Source organism: Streptomyces sp. NPDC006450 (assembly GCF_040612195.1).
In the GTDB taxonomy this organism is placed as follows: domain Bacteria; phylum Actinomycetota; class Actinomycetes; order Streptomycetales; family Streptomycetaceae; genus Streptomyces.
The window spans coordinates 1-13,728 of sequence record NZ_JBEXPT010000151.1 but is presented as its reverse complement, the minus strand read 5'-3'; the positions used below and the strand labels follow the sequence as shown (position 1 = coordinate 13,728).

The window sequence follows — 13,728 nt, the reverse complement described above, 5'->3', positions numbered from 1 at the left end:
CACCACACCCCCCCCACCCCCGTCCCTACCCCCACCACCCCCCCCACCCACCCCCCCCCCCCCCCCACCCCGGCCCCGCGGGCGTGCGCGGGGCGGGGGCCGGGGCGGACCCCGGGGAGCCCGGGCGCAGCCCGGGCTCCCTGCGGTCCGGGCGCAGCCAGGGGAAGGGAGGAAGGGCGGGTAGGGGACAACCCCCGCACAGCGGCACCCCGACCCGCACCCCACCCCCTACCTCAGCGCCCCCACACACCCGCGCGTCGGCGCATCAAATCAACCCCTGCGCCAACATCGCGTCCGCCACCCGCTCGAACCCGGCAATGTTCGCCCCGGCCACATAGTCCCCGGCGGAGCCATACCGCTCGGCAGTCGCGTAGGACACCGCGTGGATGTCCCGCATGATCCCCGCCAGCTCCGCCTCGACCCGCTCCGCGCTCCACGCCACGCGCCCCGCGTTCTGCGCCATCTCCAGCGCGCTGACCGCGACCCCGCCCGCGTTCGCCGCCTTACCCGGTCCGAAGGACACCCCGGCCGCCTGCAGCAGGTGCACCGCCTCCGGCGTGGTCGGCATGTTCGCGCCCTCCGACACCGCCCTGACCCCGTTCGCGATCAGCGTCCGCGCGTCGTCCGCGGTCAGCTCGTTCTGCGTGGCCGACGGGAAGGCGACCTCCGCCGCCACGTCCCACACCCGCCCGCCCGGCACGAACCGCGCCGACGGCCCGCGCCGCTGCGCGTACTCGCTCACGCGCCCGCGCTCGACCTCCTTGATCTGCTTCAGCAGCGCGAGGTCGATGCCTTTCTCGTCCACCACGTACCCCTGCGAGTCCGACGCGGTCAGCGGGTTCGCACCGAGCTGCTGCAGCTTCTCGATCGTGTAGATCGCGACGTTGCCCGAACCGGAGACGACGGCCGTCAGTCCGTCCAGCGCCAGCCCCTTGACCGCCAGCATCTCCGCGGCGAACAGCACGCTGCCGTAGCCCGTGGCCTGCGGACGGATCAGCGAGCCGCCCCAGCCCTTGCCCTTGCCGGTCAGGACACCGGCCTCCCAGCGGTTGGTGATGCGCCGGTACTGGCCGAAGAGGTAGCCGATCTCGCGCCCGCCGACGCCGATGTCGCCCGCCGGGACATCCGTGTGCTCACCGATGTGCCGGTACAGCTCGGTCATGAAGGACTGGCAGAAGCGCATGACTTCGGCCTCCGACCGCCCGCGCGGGTCGAAGTCGCTGCCGCCCTTGCCGCCGCCGATGCCGAGCCCCGTCAGCGCGTTCTTGAAGATCTGCTCGAAGCCGAGGAACTTCACCACACCGATGTCCACGGACGGGTGGAAGCGCAGGCCGCCCTTGTACGGGCCCAGCGCGCTGTTGAATTCGACGCGGTAGCCACGGTTGACGTGGACGCGACCGCGGTCGTCCTGCCACGGTACCCGGAAGATGATCTGCCGCTCCGGCTCGGTGAGCCGCTCCAGCAGGGCCACACCCGGCTCCGCGTACTCGGGACGCGCCGCGAACACGGGGGCCAGGGTGTCCAGGACCTCCCGTACGGCCTGGTGGAACTCGGGCTGGGCGGGGTTGCGGCGCTCGATCTCGCCGCGCAGCGCGTCCAGCCGGCCCTGCGGGTCCTTGGGGTCCGTCACGGTCTGTTCCTCCTGGTCTCTACGCCGGGACCGGCTCCGAGATGCGGCTCGAAGCTCCGGACCAGACTTCCGCATCGCGGAATCCATTATCCGAGCACGATCCCAGCCGGAGGGTACCCCGCCCGCCAACCACGACCACGAGCCTTTCCGGCCTGCTCGGCTCGGCCCCTACTCCACCGTGGGCCACTCGGCTCCCACTCCACCATGGACAGAACCCCGGGGAAGGACATAGACAGGCCGCATGGACATCGCACGGGTCGCCGCCCTCGTCGCCGCGACGCTCACCACCGGCCTGATGGCGGGCCTCTTCTTCGCCTTCGACGTCTCGGTGATGCCGGCCCTCAAGCGCTCCGACGACCGGACCCTCATCTCCGTCATGCAGCGCGTGAACACCTCCATCATCAATGGCTGGTTCATGCTGGCCTTCCTGGGCGCGCTCCTCTTCACCGGTCTCGCCCTGGCCCTGCACCTGCCCGCCGGCGAGCACGCGCCGCTCCCCGCGCTGACGGGTGCCCTCGTCCTGTACGTACTCGCCGTCGCGGTCACCGGCCGGGTGAACATCCCGCTCAACAACGCCCTGGAGGCAGCCGGCCCCGCCGAGCGGATCGCCGAACCGGCTGCCGTGCGCGCGGCGTTCGAGACGAAGTGGGTGCCCGCAAACCGCTGGCGTACCGCCCTGTGCACGGGCGCCCTGGCCTGCCAGTCCTGGGCCCTGCTGGCGGCCTAGGCTGTCTCTTTCGGATCTTGCCTGCCGTCAGCGGCGGCCCCCGGACGCCGCCGACGCCCCCGTCGCCCGCCCGTACAGTACGAGCGCCCGCGCCAGGGCCGTCAGGGCCGCCGCGCAGAGCAGGGTGCGCACGATGTTCGCCGTCTCCCAGGTTCCCTTGAACTTCTCGACGACCGAGAAGTCGGTCGACTTCGAGGCGTCGCCCAAGTCGGCGAGCTCGTTGTTGAGCGGGATGTTGACCGCGAAGGTGACGACGAGCACGACGAGGTACGCCGCCGCGGCCACCGCGGTCCACAGAGCGACCGCGCGGCGCCCCGCCTTCGCCTCGACGAACGCCGCGGCGAAGGCGGCGAGCAGCGCGACGACGAAGACCGTCCCGAAGAGCGGGTTGCCGTCGATGACGGCGTTGAAGCTCTGCATCGCCGTGACGTACGTACGGTCGTCGGTCTTCGCCAGTCCCGGCATCACCGAAACGTCGAAGGCGAAGAACAGCCCCGCCATCAGGCCGACCAGGACGGTCGACAGGACGAGCAGTGCGGTGGAGAGTCTGCTGCCGGTGGTTCCCATCTGCTGTGCCCCCGTCTGTACGAAACCCGAAACCCGAACACGGGAGGCCCACCGCCCCCCGACAGCTGTCGATCGTGCCACGACGGGCACCCTCGGGACGGCGGACTCCCTCCACCGCCCGACCCCCGCCAACTCACATGTAACGCACACGTAGGCTGCGCGGATGAGCACTCCCCCGCAGGGCCTGCGCCTCTCCCCGGTCACGCCCGACAACTTCGACACCGTCTGCGCGCTGTCGGTCCGCCCCGACCAGGAGCACCTCGTCTCCCCGGTCGCGAAATCACTGGCGGAGGCCTACGCCCACGGGGAGACGGCCTGGCCCCGGGCGATCGTCGACGGCGACGAGATCGTCGGCTTCGTGATGGCCTTCCTCGACATCGCCTGGAGCCCGGCCGAGGACCCCCACGACATCCGCTCCGGCCTCTGGCGCCTGAACATATCGGCCGCCCACCAGTCCAATGGCTACGGCCGCTTCGCGGTCACGGAGGTCGCCGCCGAACTCCGCCGCCGAGGCGCCTCCCAGGCCTACGTCACCTGGCACCCGGGCGCCGGCACCCCCGAACCCTTCTACCTCTCCCTCGGCTTCCGCCCCACGGGCGAACAGACCGACGGCGAAACGGTGGGCGTCCTGGATCTCCGGACCCCCTGAGCCCGGCCTCCGTGCCCCCCGCCCCCTACCCCGCGGCAGCCGCCGCGCCCGCTCGGTACTCGCGCGGGCTGACCCCCCGTACCCGTTTGAAGGCCGTCGAGAGGGCGAACGCCGAGCTGTAGCCGACCCGGTGGGCGGCCGAGGCGAGCGTCATCGACGGGTCGCGCAGCAGGTCCGCCGCCAGCGCCAGGCGCCAGCCCGTCAGATAGGACATCGGGGGTTCACCGACCAGCTCGGTGAAGCGGCGGGCCAACGCGGCCCGCGAGACGCCGACTTTGCGGGCCAGTGACTCCACGGTCCAGCCGTACGCGGGGTTCTCGTGCAGCAGCCGCAGGGCCGGGCCGGTGACCGGGTCGTTCTCGGCGCCGCCCCGCTCCGCGAGCCAGCCGCGTACGACGCCGATCAGCAGCAGGTCCAGCAGCCGGTTCAGCACGAGCTCCTGGGCCGGCTCGGTACGGGAGATCTCGACGCCCAGCAGCCCGACCAGCGTGGGGTCGACCGGGCCGACGAGCACCCGCGGAAGCGCGGTGAGCAGGCGGCTGCCGATCTCGCCCGGGTCCTGGTAGGTGCCGCTCAGCAGCACCGCCGAGCCTGCCGCCGCGCCCCAGGTCCGTACCCCCAGGGCCATGGAGTCGGACACGTCCTCCCCGCCGTCCACCCTGCTGCACCGCTGGTCCGGGCCCACCCTGATCTGCGGCGGCGTGTCCTTGGCGTCGGCGAGGGTGTACGGATCCGGTCCCCGCACCAGGACCGCCTCGCCCGGCGCGATGAACACCGGCTCGCCCCCGTCCGGCAGCAGCCACGCCGATCCGTGCACCATCGTCATCACCGACAGCGGCGCCCGGTCCTCGATGCGGACCGACCAGGGCGGGTCGAACACGCACTTGATGAGGAAGGCGGATGTGGCCTTGGGGCCTTCGAGCAGAGCCGTCAGCGTATCCATCGGCCCATTCTCCCCACCCGGTCCCCGCCCACCCACTCCCCGCCCGGCGGCTCCCCAACCGCCCGCTCCCCAACCACCCGCTCTCGAAGCGCCCACGGCCTACACGTCCCAGACCCCGCGGGCCGCCGCCTCCCGCGCGAAGTCCGTGAAGTCCCGCGGCTTGCGGCCGAGCACTTCCTCGACCCCGTCCACCAGGTGCGCGTTGCGTCCGTCCAGGATCAGCGTGAACAGCTCCACGAAGTCCTCCGGGAGCCCGTTCTCCCGCAGGGTCTCCCGGTAGGCCTCGGTCGAGACCGGGACGTACGAGATCTCGCGCCCGGTCGCCTTCGACAGCTCGGCCGCGACATCGGAGAAGCTGAGCAGCCGGGGACCGGAGAGCTCGTACGTCCGGCCGATGTGCCGGTCGTCGGTCAGCGCGGCCACCACCACGTCGGCGATGTCCCCGGCGTCGACGAACGGCTCGACGGCGTCGGCCGTCGGCAGCGCGATCTCGCCGGCGAGCACCGGCTCCAGGAAGAAGCTCTCGTCGAAGTTCTGGTTGAACCAGGCCGCGCGCACCACCGTCCAGTCGGCCCCGGAGTCCTTCAGTGCCGCCTCGGCCCGCTGCGCCGCCTCCTCGCCGCGCCCCGAGAGCAGCACCAGCCGGCGCACCCCGGCGGCCACCGCCGCCCGGGCGAAGGCCCCGACCTGCTCGGCGGCGCCGGGGAAGCCGAGGTCGGGGTAGTACGTGACGTACGCGCGGTCCACGCCCTCCAGGGCCGGTCCCCAACCCTCGGGCTCGTTCCAGTCGAAGGCCGGCTCACCGGAGCGCGACCCGATGCGGACCGGACGGCCCAGGGCGGTGAGCTTGTCGGCCACGCGCCGGCCCGTCTTGCCCGTGCCGCCGATGACCAGCGTGCGGAGGAGGGTGTCGTTCTGCGTCTGCTGCGTTGTCTTCGTCATGAGAACCAGTCAACTCCCCCGGCCTGAGACGGAACATCGCCGAGAAGCTCAACCACATACGCCTGCGTCCACGGCAGCCCTCGCCCACCCCTCCCGGCGGTTCCGGCTTCCGGCTAGCGCGCGTCGAGCGTGTGCTTCACGAGCGCGTTGGCGTGCCCGTGCCCGAGCCCGTACTCGCTCTTGAGCCAGGCGACGAGCTCCATGTGCTTGGTCAGCGGCGAGGTGCGGATGAGCTCCTGCCACTCCACGACCGGACGGCCGTACTTCTTCTCGATGGAGGGGAAGTAGCTGGCGGGGCCCTTCACCGGCTCGGTCATGACGGTCCTCTTCCTTCTGTGGCACACGATGGGACGTACGAGAGGTAGACCGGTACTCCCGCGGAAACTCATCGGCCCCACCCCGAGAATGTCGGATGATCTCTGCATGATGTGGACCGAGCGCACCGTCATCCGAGCCGGCGTCCGCCTGACCTGCCGTGACTGGAACTCCCAGCACCCCGACTCCGCGCCCCCCGTGGTCCTCCTCCACGGCCTCGCGGGCCACGCGGGCGAATGGGACGCCACCGCCGCGCACCTGGCTCCGCACCACCGCGTGGTGGCGGTGGACCAGCGCGGTCACGGGGCCAGCGAGCGCCGCCCCGCCGACGTCTCCCGCGCCGCGTACGTGGCGGACGTGCGGGCCGTCTGCGAACAGCTCGGCGTGCACCGCCCGGTGCTGGTGGGCCAGTCGCTCGGCGGCCACACCGCGATGCTCACCGCCGCCGCCCACCCGGACCTCGTACGGGGCCTCGTGCTGATCGAGGCCGGCGCCGCCCGCGCCGACCCGGGCACCGCGGACGAGATCGGCGGCTGGCTGGACTCCTGGCCGCTCCCCTTCCCCACCCTCGCCGAGGCACGCACCTTCCTCACCGGCCAGGGCCTCGACGGCGATGCCTGGGCAGCGGGCCTGGAGCAGCGCGCGGACGGCTGGTACCCGCGCTTCGAGCGCTCGGTGATGGTCGCGGCCATCGCCGAGATCGCCACCCGCGACTGGTGGCCGCAGTGGCGCGCGATCCGGTGTCCCACCCTGCTGATCATCGGGGAGAAGGGCATCGTCCCGCCCGAGGAGTCCGTCCGGATGCTCAACTCGGCGGACTCCGCGGAATCCGCGGACTCGGCCGACCCGTCCTCCGTGACGACGGCGGTCTCCGTCCCGGGCTCCGGCCACGACGTCCACCTGGACCGGCCCGCCGTGGTGCACTCCCTGCTGTTCGCGTTCCTCACGCGGTTCCGGACGGATCTCCGGCAACCGGGTGGCGGTTGTGACCCCCGTACGACCGCGTCGTTCACCAGGACATGATCAAGCACATCGTCACCACGGCCCTCATCGCCGGTACCGCGGCCCTCGCCGTCGCCGCCCCCGCCATGGCCGTCGAGCCGCCGCTCGCCGACGCCGTCACCAGCACCGTCGAAGACATCCCCCAGGACTTCGCGGGCGTGGTGCCCGGCCGCCCCGGCGACGACCTGACGGACTTCTCGGGCGCGTTCGAGACGTTCACCCCGGGCAGCGCCCAGCAGACCGTCTCGCCCCGCTGACCCGCGCGCTCACCCCGGACCTGCGGACCTGCGGACCTGCGGACCCCCGGACCGAACCGGTCCGGGGGTCCGTCACGTCCGGCGCCTCGGCGACAACTCCCGCACCCGCCACGGGCTGCGCGACGGCCATGCCTTCCACGACGCCGCCCACGACTGCCCGGCCGCGCACCGGCCGCGACCTCGGTCAACCACGGGTCGAGCAATATGATCACATTGCGGTATGACCACGACGAAGACCCTCTACCTGCTCTGCTCCGCCGCCCCGCCCGTCTTCGACGTGGCCCGTGTCATCGAGGACGCCCAGTCCCGCGGCTGGGACGTCTGCCTCGGCCTCACCCCCACCGCCGCCCACTGGCTGTCCGGCAGCCTCGACGGTCTCGCCGCGCTCACCGGCCACCCCGTCCGCTGGCAGTACAAGCTGCCCGGAGAGCCCGACGTATGGCCGGCGGCCGACGCGCTGCTCTTCGCCCCGGCCACGTTCAACTCCGTCAACGCCTGGGCCCTCGGCCTGACCGACCGGTTCGTCGTCGGGGTCGCCGCCGAGGCCGTCGGCAAGGGCACCCCCGTCGTCACGATGCCCTGCACCAACGCCGCCCTCGCCGCCCACCCGCAGTTCGACCAGTCCCTGGCCGTCCTGCGCGGCGCCGGCGCCTCGGTCCTCTTCGGCGAGGGCGGATTCGTCCCCGGCCCGGCCGGTCCGGACGCCCCGGCGCACTTCCCCTGGGCGACAGCCCTGGCCGAGGTGGACCGCGCCACGGCATCCGCCGCCTAGCCGGTCGGGGGGCGCCGGCCCCCAGCCGGCCCGCACCCCTCCCGCCGACGCGCCGCTACTCCCCCGTGGTCCCGTCGATCGCCTCACGCAGCAGGTCGGCGTGCCCGTTGTGCCGGGCGTACTCCTCGATCATGTGGGCCAGTACGTAGTGCAGGGAGTACTCCTGCCCGTCGGAGGAGCCGGTCACGTCCAGGGACTCGGCCGCGTCCACGATCGCCCGCGAGCGCGCGCAGGTGTCCTCCCAGATCTTGAACGAGCCGGCGACGTCCGCGTCGTCCACGTGGAACTCGGTCCACTCCCCCGCCTCGTTCTTCGCGAAGTAGCCGCGCACGTCCTCGCCGCCCACGACGTTGCGGAACCAGCCGCGCTCGACCTCCGCGAGATGCCGTACCAGCCCGAGCAGGCTCAGCCCCGACGGAGCCACCGCCCTGCGCCGCAGCTGCTCGTCCGACAGCCCGGCGCACTTCATCATCAGGGTGTCCCGCTGCCACTGGAGCACGCTGGTCAGGGTGGCCCGTTCGTCGCCCACCAGCACGGGCCGCGTTCGCCGTTCATCGATCATCTGATGATGATCACAGCCCTACGGCGGCCCTCGCGCCGCCATTTCACATCCCGGACGCCCCGTCCACGGGCCGGCCCGCCCACCCCGCCAACCCCGCCACCTTCTCCGGATTCACCTGCAACCGCAGGTTCACGACCCGCCCGTCCACCGGGTCCAGGTCGTAGGTCAGCGCCGCACAGGCGACTCCCCCGTACACGAACACCACCGACTCCTCCCCGTTGACCCGGGCGGACTCCAGGGTCACCGCCTGCAGCGAGGGCTTGGCCAGCACGCCCAGCAGCCAGCGCGCCACGTGGTCGGCCCCGTGCAGCGGCCGCCGGGCCGCCGTCACCTTGCCTCCGCCGTCCGACCAGGCCGTCACCTCCGGGGCGAGCAGCTCCATCACCGCGTTCAGGTCCCCGCCCGCACACGCCGCCAGGAACCGCCGGGTCACCTCACCGCGCTGACCCGGCTCGGTGGCGAACCGCGGCCGCCGGGCCTGTACGTGGGCCCGTGCCCGGTGCGCGGTCTGCCGTACGGTCGCCTCCGCGCGGTCCAGCGCCTCGGCGATCTCCGCGTACGAGTACCCGAACACCTCCCGCAGCACGAACACAGCGCGCTCCAGCGGGCTCAGGCTCTCCATCACCACCAGCATCGCTGTCGACACCGTCTCGGCCATCTCCGCCTCGTGCGCACCATCGGGCACGGTCGGCAGGGCCTCGGTCAGCAGCGGCTCGGGCAGCCACGGCCCGATGTAGGTCTCACGGGTGGCGCGGGCGGAGGTGAGCCGGTTCAAGGACAGGTTGGTGACCGTGCGCACCAGGTAGGCCCGCGGGTTGAGGACCGCCGAGCGGTCCGCGCGGTCCCAGCTCAGCCACGCGTCCTGGAGGACGTCCTCGGCGTCGACGACGCTGCCGAGCATCCGGTAGGCGACGTCGAACAGCAGCCGGCGATGGGCGGTGAAGGGGCCGAGGGCATCGGAGGAGGCTCCCGGGATGTGCTCAGCAGTACTCACGGACGATCATGCTGCCGCCGCCCCCGCGGCCTCCGCAAGCGCACCCACCCCGGCCGCACTGCTCGCGTACGTCGGAGCCCAGCCCAGCTCGCGCCCCGCCTTGGCATTCGACAGCCGCAGATCCGTCGCCATGATGGTGTGCGCGAGCGGAGCCGCCTTCAGCACCCACAGCGGTACGGTCATCGGCGCGGGCGCCCCGAACGCCGCGGCCACCGCCCGCATGTGCGCGGCCCACCCCAGCGGCTCGTCGTCGACGATGTTGTACGCCTGCCCGGGCCGCCCCGCCTCCACGCCGGCGACCACGGCGTCGGCCGCGTCGGCCACGTCGACCCAGCTCAGCGCCCGCCCCTTGGCCGCCACCACGGGCAGGGCCCGCTTGCGCAGCATCGGCACCACGTGGACGTCCGTGACACCGGCCCCGTAGAACAGCCCGAAGCGCAGGCTCACCCCCTCGATCCCGTCCGCGGTGAAGGCCAGCTCCTCCTTGGTCCGCATCGCGCCCACGTGCCGCTCCAGCCAGACGTTCGCCCCCCGCGGACCGAAGCCGTCGTCCTCGCCGAGCACGGCCCCGCCGTGGTCTCCGTAGCCGTAGCCGAACATCATCGACTCCACGACGAACCGCCGCGCCCCGGTCTCCCGCGCGGCGGCCAGCAGGTTGACGGTCCCCTCGGTGCGCAGCGCATTCGTCCCCGCCATGTCCTGGTGCCGGGCCATGGTCTTCCCCGACAGCGCCGTGGCCGCGTGCACGACCACGTCGAAGCCGAGCCCGTCCACGGCGCGCAGCAGGCCCTCACGGTCGAGCACGTCGGCCCGTACGTCCATCCCGGCGCCCCGGCCGAGACCGGCGACCTCGTGCCCGGCCGCGCGCAGGGCCCGTACCGCCCGCTGTCCCAGAACCCCGCTCGCACCCGCCAGCAGAACCTTCATGGCCGTCTCCTTCTCCGCTCGCTCCTCGCGCTGTCATCCATGGGACAGATGGGCGGCCCCGAACGTGACACGGCGCGAAAATGACCTGGGTCACAAGGAGCGGAAGAAGGCCCGGACGTCTCCCACGAGCAGCTCCGGAACCTCCATCGCGGGGAAGTGCCCGCCCTTCTCGTACGAGGTCCATCGCACGATGCGGTCGGTCCGCGCGGCGATGTGCCGCAGCGGAACGAAGTTGTCCCGGGGGAAGTCGGCGAGCGCGGTCGGGGTGCTGGACACCTCGGGCGCCGCGCCCTGGTAATCGGCATGGGCGCGCTCGTAGTAGATGCGGGCGGCCGAGCCCGCGGTCCCGGTCAGCCAGTACAACGTCACGTTGGTGAGCATCTGATCGCGCTCCACGGGGCAGCGCGGGTCCGCCCACTCCGTGAACTTCTCGCCGATCCAGGCGAGCAGCCCGACCGGCGAATCGTTCAGCGCGTACGCGAGCGTCTGGGGGCGGGTCGCCTGGATGTCGGCGTAGCCCTGCCGCTCGCGCGCCCAGACCCGGTACCGCTCCCAGGAGGCGAGCGTGCGCTCCCGCTCGTCCGGGCTCAGCGCGGCCAACTCCTCCGGCCGGGGCTCCGCGGTGGCCCCGCCGCCCGGGAGCAGGTTCAGGTGCACCCCGCGCACGTTCCCGGGCCGGATCCGCCCCAGCTCCCGCGAGACGGCGGCGCCCCAGTCGCCGCCCTGGACGCCGTACTCCGCGTACCCGAGCCGCTCCATCAGCACTCCGAAGGCCCGCGCAACCCGCTTGAACTCCCACCCCCGTTCGGTGGTCGGCCCGGACAGGGCGAAGCCGGGGATGTGCGGCAGCACCAGATGAAAGGCGTCACCCGGATCCCCGCCGTGCGCCCGCGGATCCGTCAACGGCCCGGCGACCTTCTGGAACTCCACGAACGAACCCGGCCAGCCGTGGGTCATGAGCAGCGGCGTCGCATCCGGCTCGGGCGACCGCAGATGCGCGAAGTGCACCCGCGCCCCGTCGATGACGGTGGTGTACTGCGGCCATTCGTTCAACCGCGCTTCGGCAGCCCGCCAGTCGTAGCCGGTACTCCAATACTCCGCGAGCTCACGGAGCTCCCCGAGCGGCATCCCGTACGCCCGGCCCGCCCCCGGCAACTCATCGGGCCACCGAGCCAGCTCCAGCCGCCGCCCCAGATCGTCCAACTCCGACTGCGCCACGTCCACCCGGAACGGCACCGCCCACGGCCCCACACCACTCACGCCCTCACACCTTCCACCCACGACCAACCACACCCACCCCCACACCGTTAACGCCGTTAACGCCGTTAACGCCCACCCCAGACCAGGCCCCGCACCCTCCGGCGTTAACGCCGTTAATGCCCCGCCCGACCACCAAGCCCGTACTCCTCGAGCGTTAACGCCGTTAATGCCCCCACCCGACGACCAAGCCCGTACTCCTCGAGCGTTAACGCCGTTAATACCCCCACCCTCACTACCGAGACCGAGACCGAGACCGAGACCGAGACCGAGACACACGCCCGGCACCGTTAACGCCGTTAATGCCCCACCCCCACCACGAGGCTGCACACCTCAGAGGCGTTAACGCCGTTAATGCCCCGCCTGACCACCAAGGCCCGCACCCCTCCGGCGTTAACGCCGTTAATGCCTAAGCCCGCCCACCCGCCCGCTCCGCGACCAGCATCCCGAGCCCGTCGAGGATGCGCTCCAGCCCGAAGTCCAGCGCCTGGTCCTGCCCGCCGGCCTCCGCCACGGAGGCCAACGCGGCCCCGAGCGCCGGGTACTTCTCCCCGTGTACCCGCATCACCTCCCCGAGGACCGACGTCAACTGCGCGTCCGGCCCCTCCCCCGCGGCCCCGCCCGCCATCGCACGCTCCTGCTCCGCGATCCCGCGCACGTGCCCCGACACCAGCACCACCGCGTCGATCGCCTCGGCCCCCGTCAGCCCGCACCCGTCGAGCGCGGCGAGCGCCCGCTCCATCCACCCCACCTCGACCGGACCCATCACCCGCGCCCCGACCGTCGCCTCCAACAGCCACGGATGCGCCCGGAATCCGGCCAGCAGCTCCCGCGCCCACACCGCGAGCCGCTCGCGCCAGCCCTCCCCCACCGGACGGCCGTCCAGTACCGAGGGGTCCGGCATCGCGGCTTCCACCATCAGCGAGACCAGCTCCGCCTTGCCCGGCACGTACCGGTACAACGCCATCTTCGTGACGGCCAGCCGCCCGGCCACTCCCTGCATCGATACGCCGGCCAGCCCTTCGGCGTCCGCGAGGGCGACCCCCGCGCCGGCGATTCCCTCCAGCGTGAGCCCCCGCTTGGGCCCGCGCGCGGGCTTCGCCGGCGGCCCCCAGAGCAGCCGTACGGCCGCGCCCCACTGCTCGTCCGCGTCCGTCATGGGATCCCCTCGTACTGCACCAGCCATTAAACTGCGTCTACCGTACACGTTAACGGCGTTAATGCCCTTCCCGGCGTTAACGCACTCCCCACCCACTCCCCACCCACCCCTCCTCCGCCCCTCCTCCGCCCCGCGTTAACGCCGTTAATGATCCACTTCCATAAAAAGTACTGGTCGACTGGTTTTCTTCCGGCGCATCTGCCTAGATTGGCCCTGGCCGAACCACGGTGATCACCTCCCGGTTCCGCCCAACTACCGCGACCCCAGGGAGAACCCGCATGGCGAGGGCCAGACAGGAACGAGCCGAGATCACGCGGCAGGCGATCCTCGACGGCGCGGCCATCGCCTTCGACCGGACCGGTTTCCACGGCACCAGCCTCACCGACGTGGTCGGTGAGGCTGGAGTCACCAAGGGCGCCCTGTACTTCCACTTCTCGTCCAAGGAAGCCATCGCCCGGACCTTGATGGACGAGCAGTTCCAGATCTCCGAGGGCCTGCCCACCATCGCGGAGCCGGGCCTCCAGACCGCCATCGACCTGACCCACCGGATGGCGTGCGGTCTCCGTTCCAACGTCCGGGTCCGCGCCGGGATCCGCCTGGTCATCGAGTTCGGCTCCTTCACGGACCCGGACCCGAGCCCGTACAACGCCTGGATCGACACCTGCCGGAGCTGTCTGGCGCCGGCCCAGGAGCGCGGCGACGTCCTGCCCTCCCTCGACGTCCACAACCTGTCGACCATGCTCGTCGCCGCGTTCTCCGGCATCCAGGTGACCTCGCACGTACGCACCGGCCGCGCGGATCTGCACGCCCGTGTCATCGACCTGTGGAACTTCGTGCTCCCTGGGATCGCGCCCGCCGACCGCATCTCCCGCTTCGACCCGTCCGGCTCGCCCGAGTGCCGGTCCGAACTCGGCCTGTCAGCCCCGGACCCCGCTCCGGCCCCGGACTCCGCTCCGGCCACAACCGCCTGACGACGCGTCCAGGGCGGCCTCGCACACGCCGTGGTGAGCACCCCCGTGGTTCAC

The 13,728-nt window shown here is 72.1% G+C and carries 16 protein-coding genes; 6 read left to right on the top strand and 10 right to left on the bottom strand.

The window, feature by feature from the left end; all coding sequences use genetic code 11:
• Window positions 1-265 precede the first annotated feature (265 nt).
• Window positions 266-1,630: an NADP-specific glutamate dehydrogenase gene (gene gdhA / locus ABZY57_RS29325; RefSeq protein WP_356517017.1), complete on the bottom strand. Its 1,365-nt coding sequence runs from the start codon at window positions 1,628-1,630 to the stop codon at window positions 266-268.
• 241 nt (window positions 1,631-1,871) lie between these two features.
• Between gdhA and ABZY57_RS29320 the strand changes: the two genes are divergently transcribed.
• A complete protein-coding gene (locus ABZY57_RS29320) occupies window positions 1,872-2,357 on the top strand; it encodes an anthrone oxygenase family protein (RefSeq protein ID WP_356517015.1) in 486 nt (161 codons plus the stop codon).
• Between the two features lie 27 nt (window positions 2,358-2,384).
• Here the strand turns inward: ABZY57_RS29320 and ABZY57_RS29315 are convergent, their stop codons facing one another.
• On the bottom strand, window positions 2,385-2,924 hold the full coding sequence (locus tag ABZY57_RS29315; protein ID WP_356517013.1) for an anthrone oxygenase family protein: 540 nt from the start codon (window positions 2,922-2,924) through the stop codon (window positions 2,385-2,387).
• A 163-nt stretch (window positions 2,925-3,087) separates the two neighbouring features.
• Between ABZY57_RS29315 and ABZY57_RS29310 the strand changes: the two genes are divergently transcribed.
• Window positions 3,088-3,573: a GNAT family N-acetyltransferase gene (locus ABZY57_RS29310; protein WP_356517011.1), complete on the top strand. Its 486-nt coding sequence runs from the start codon at window positions 3,088-3,090 to the stop codon at window positions 3,571-3,573.
• A 25-nt stretch (window positions 3,574-3,598) separates the two neighbouring features.
• Here the strand turns inward: ABZY57_RS29310 and ABZY57_RS29305 are convergent, their stop codons facing one another.
• The 3 genes from ABZY57_RS29305 to ABZY57_RS29295 all read right to left on the bottom strand — a co-directional run bounded on the left by ABZY57_RS29305 (window position 3,599) and on the right by ABZY57_RS29295 (window position 5,775).
• Window positions 3,599-4,516 carry an AraC family transcriptional regulator gene (locus ABZY57_RS29305; RefSeq protein WP_356517009.1) on the bottom strand — a complete coding sequence of 306 codons (918 nt, stop codon included), beginning with the start codon at window positions 4,514-4,516 and terminating at the stop codon, window positions 3,599-3,601.
• Window positions 4,517-4,615: 99 nt separating this feature from the next.
• Window positions 4,616-5,458: an NAD(P)H-binding protein gene (locus tag ABZY57_RS29300; RefSeq protein ID WP_356517007.1), complete on the bottom strand. Its 843-nt coding sequence runs from the start codon at window positions 5,456-5,458 to the stop codon at window positions 4,616-4,618.
• A 113-nt stretch (window positions 5,459-5,571) separates the two neighbouring features.
• Window positions 5,572-5,775 (bottom strand): DUF4287 domain-containing protein, encoded by a 204-nt coding sequence (locus ABZY57_RS29295; RefSeq protein ID WP_356517005.1) that lies wholly within the window; start codon window positions 5,773-5,775, stop codon window positions 5,572-5,574.
• 106 nt (window positions 5,776-5,881) lie between these two features.
• On the opposite strand from ABZY57_RS29295, the gene ABZY57_RS29290 reads away from it, so the two are divergent.
• The 3 genes from ABZY57_RS29290 to ABZY57_RS29280 all read left to right on the top strand — a co-directional run bounded on the left by ABZY57_RS29290 (window position 5,882) and on the right by ABZY57_RS29280 (window position 7,804).
• Window positions 5,882-6,796, top strand: coding sequence for an alpha/beta hydrolase (locus ABZY57_RS29290; RefSeq protein ID WP_356517003.1), 915 nt, complete (start codon window positions 5,882-5,884; stop codon window positions 6,794-6,796).
• A complete protein-coding gene (locus ABZY57_RS29285; protein WP_356517001.1) occupies window positions 6,793-7,032 on the top strand; it encodes a hypothetical protein in 240 nt (79 codons plus the stop codon). The genes ABZY57_RS29290 and ABZY57_RS29285 overlap by 4 nt, the downstream gene beginning before the upstream one ends.
• Before the next feature lie 220 nt (window positions 7,033-7,252).
• Entirely contained in the window at window positions 7,253-7,804 is a 552-nt protein-coding gene (locus ABZY57_RS29280; protein ID WP_356516999.1) for a flavoprotein, read from the top strand.
• A gap of 55 nt (window positions 7,805-7,859) precedes the next feature.
• On the opposite strand, the gene ABZY57_RS29275 is transcribed toward ABZY57_RS29280, so the two are convergent.
• The 5 genes from ABZY57_RS29275 to ABZY57_RS29255 form a co-directional block, all read right to left on the bottom strand.
• On the bottom strand, window positions 7,860-8,366 hold the full coding sequence (locus tag ABZY57_RS29275) for a DinB family protein (protein WP_356516997.1): 507 nt from the start codon (window positions 8,364-8,366) through the stop codon (window positions 7,860-7,862).
• Window positions 8,367-8,409: 43 nt separating this feature from the next.
• Window positions 8,410-9,360 (bottom strand): RNA polymerase sigma-70 factor, encoded by a 951-nt coding sequence (locus ABZY57_RS29270; RefSeq protein WP_356516995.1) that lies wholly within the window; start codon window positions 9,358-9,360, stop codon window positions 8,410-8,412.
• Between the two features lie 6 nt (window positions 9,361-9,366).
• Entirely contained in the window at window positions 9,367-10,287 is a 921-nt protein-coding gene (locus ABZY57_RS29265) for an NAD(P)-dependent oxidoreductase (protein WP_356516993.1), read from the bottom strand.
• Window positions 10,288-10,377: 90 nt separating this feature from the next.
• Complete coding sequence (locus ABZY57_RS29260) at window positions 10,378-11,547, bottom strand: epoxide hydrolase family protein (protein WP_356516991.1); 1,170 nt, start codon at window positions 11,545-11,547, stop codon at window positions 10,378-10,380.
• 406 nt (window positions 11,548-11,953) lie between these two features.
• Window positions 11,954-12,703 carry a TetR/AcrR family transcriptional regulator C-terminal domain-containing protein gene (locus ABZY57_RS29255; RefSeq protein WP_356516989.1) on the bottom strand — a complete coding sequence of 250 codons (750 nt, stop codon included), beginning with the start codon at window positions 12,701-12,703 and terminating at the stop codon, window positions 11,954-11,956.
• Window positions 12,704-12,981: 278 nt separating this feature from the next.
• Here ABZY57_RS29255 and ABZY57_RS29250 point away from each other — a divergent pair, with 278 nt between their 5' ends.
• Entirely contained in the window at window positions 12,982-13,674 is a 693-nt protein-coding gene (locus tag ABZY57_RS29250; protein ID WP_356516987.1) for a ScbR family autoregulator-binding transcription factor, read from the top strand.
• Window positions 13,675-13,728: the final 54 nt, after the last annotated feature.

What these genes read in the sequence shown, in the direction of transcription:
- ABZY57_RS29300 (WP_356517007.1), bottom strand. Translation starts at nt 5,458, where the DNA reads ATGACGAAGACAACGCAGCAGACGCAGAACGACACCCTCCTCCGCACG.
- ABZY57_RS29295 (WP_356517005.1), bottom strand. Translation starts at nt 5,775, where the DNA reads ATGACCGAGCCGGTGAAGGGCCCCGCCAGCTACTTCCCCTCCATCGAG.
- ABZY57_RS29320 (WP_356517015.1), top strand. Translation starts at nt 1,872, where the DNA reads ATGGACATCGCACGGGTCGCCGCCCTCGTCGCCGCGACGCTCACCACC.
- ABZY57_RS29280 (WP_356516999.1), top strand. Translation starts at nt 7,253, where the DNA reads ATGACCACGACGAAGACCCTCTACCTGCTCTGCTCCGCCGCCCCGCCC.
- ABZY57_RS29250 (WP_356516987.1), top strand. Translation starts at nt 12,982, where the DNA reads ATGGCGAGGGCCAGACAGGAACGAGCCGAGATCACGCGGCAGGCGATC.
- ABZY57_RS29310 (WP_356517011.1), top strand. Translation starts at nt 3,088, where the DNA reads ATGAGCACTCCCCCGCAGGGCCTGCGCCTCTCCCCGGTCACGCCCGAC.
- ABZY57_RS29285 (WP_356517001.1), top strand. Translation starts at nt 6,793, where the DNA reads ATGATCAAGCACATCGTCACCACGGCCCTCATCGCCGGTACCGCGGCC.
- ABZY57_RS29275 (WP_356516997.1), bottom strand. Translation starts at nt 8,366, where the DNA reads ATGATCGATGAACGGCGAACGCGGCCCGTGCTGGTGGGCGACGAACGG.
- ABZY57_RS29265 (WP_356516993.1), bottom strand. Translation starts at nt 10,287, where the DNA reads ATGAAGGTTCTGCTGGCGGGTGCGAGCGGGGTTCTGGGACAGCGGGCG.
- ABZY57_RS29290 (WP_356517003.1), top strand. Translation starts at nt 5,882, where the DNA reads ATGATGTGGACCGAGCGCACCGTCATCCGAGCCGGCGTCCGCCTGACC.
- ABZY57_RS29255 (WP_356516989.1), bottom strand. Translation starts at nt 12,703, where the DNA reads ATGACGGACGCGGACGAGCAGTGGGGCGCGGCCGTACGGCTGCTCTGG.
- ABZY57_RS29305 (WP_356517009.1), bottom strand. Translation starts at nt 4,516, where the DNA reads ATGGATACGCTGACGGCTCTGCTCGAAGGCCCCAAGGCCACATCCGCC.
- ABZY57_RS29315 (WP_356517013.1), bottom strand. Translation starts at nt 2,924, where the DNA reads ATGGGAACCACCGGCAGCAGACTCTCCACCGCACTGCTCGTCCTGTCG.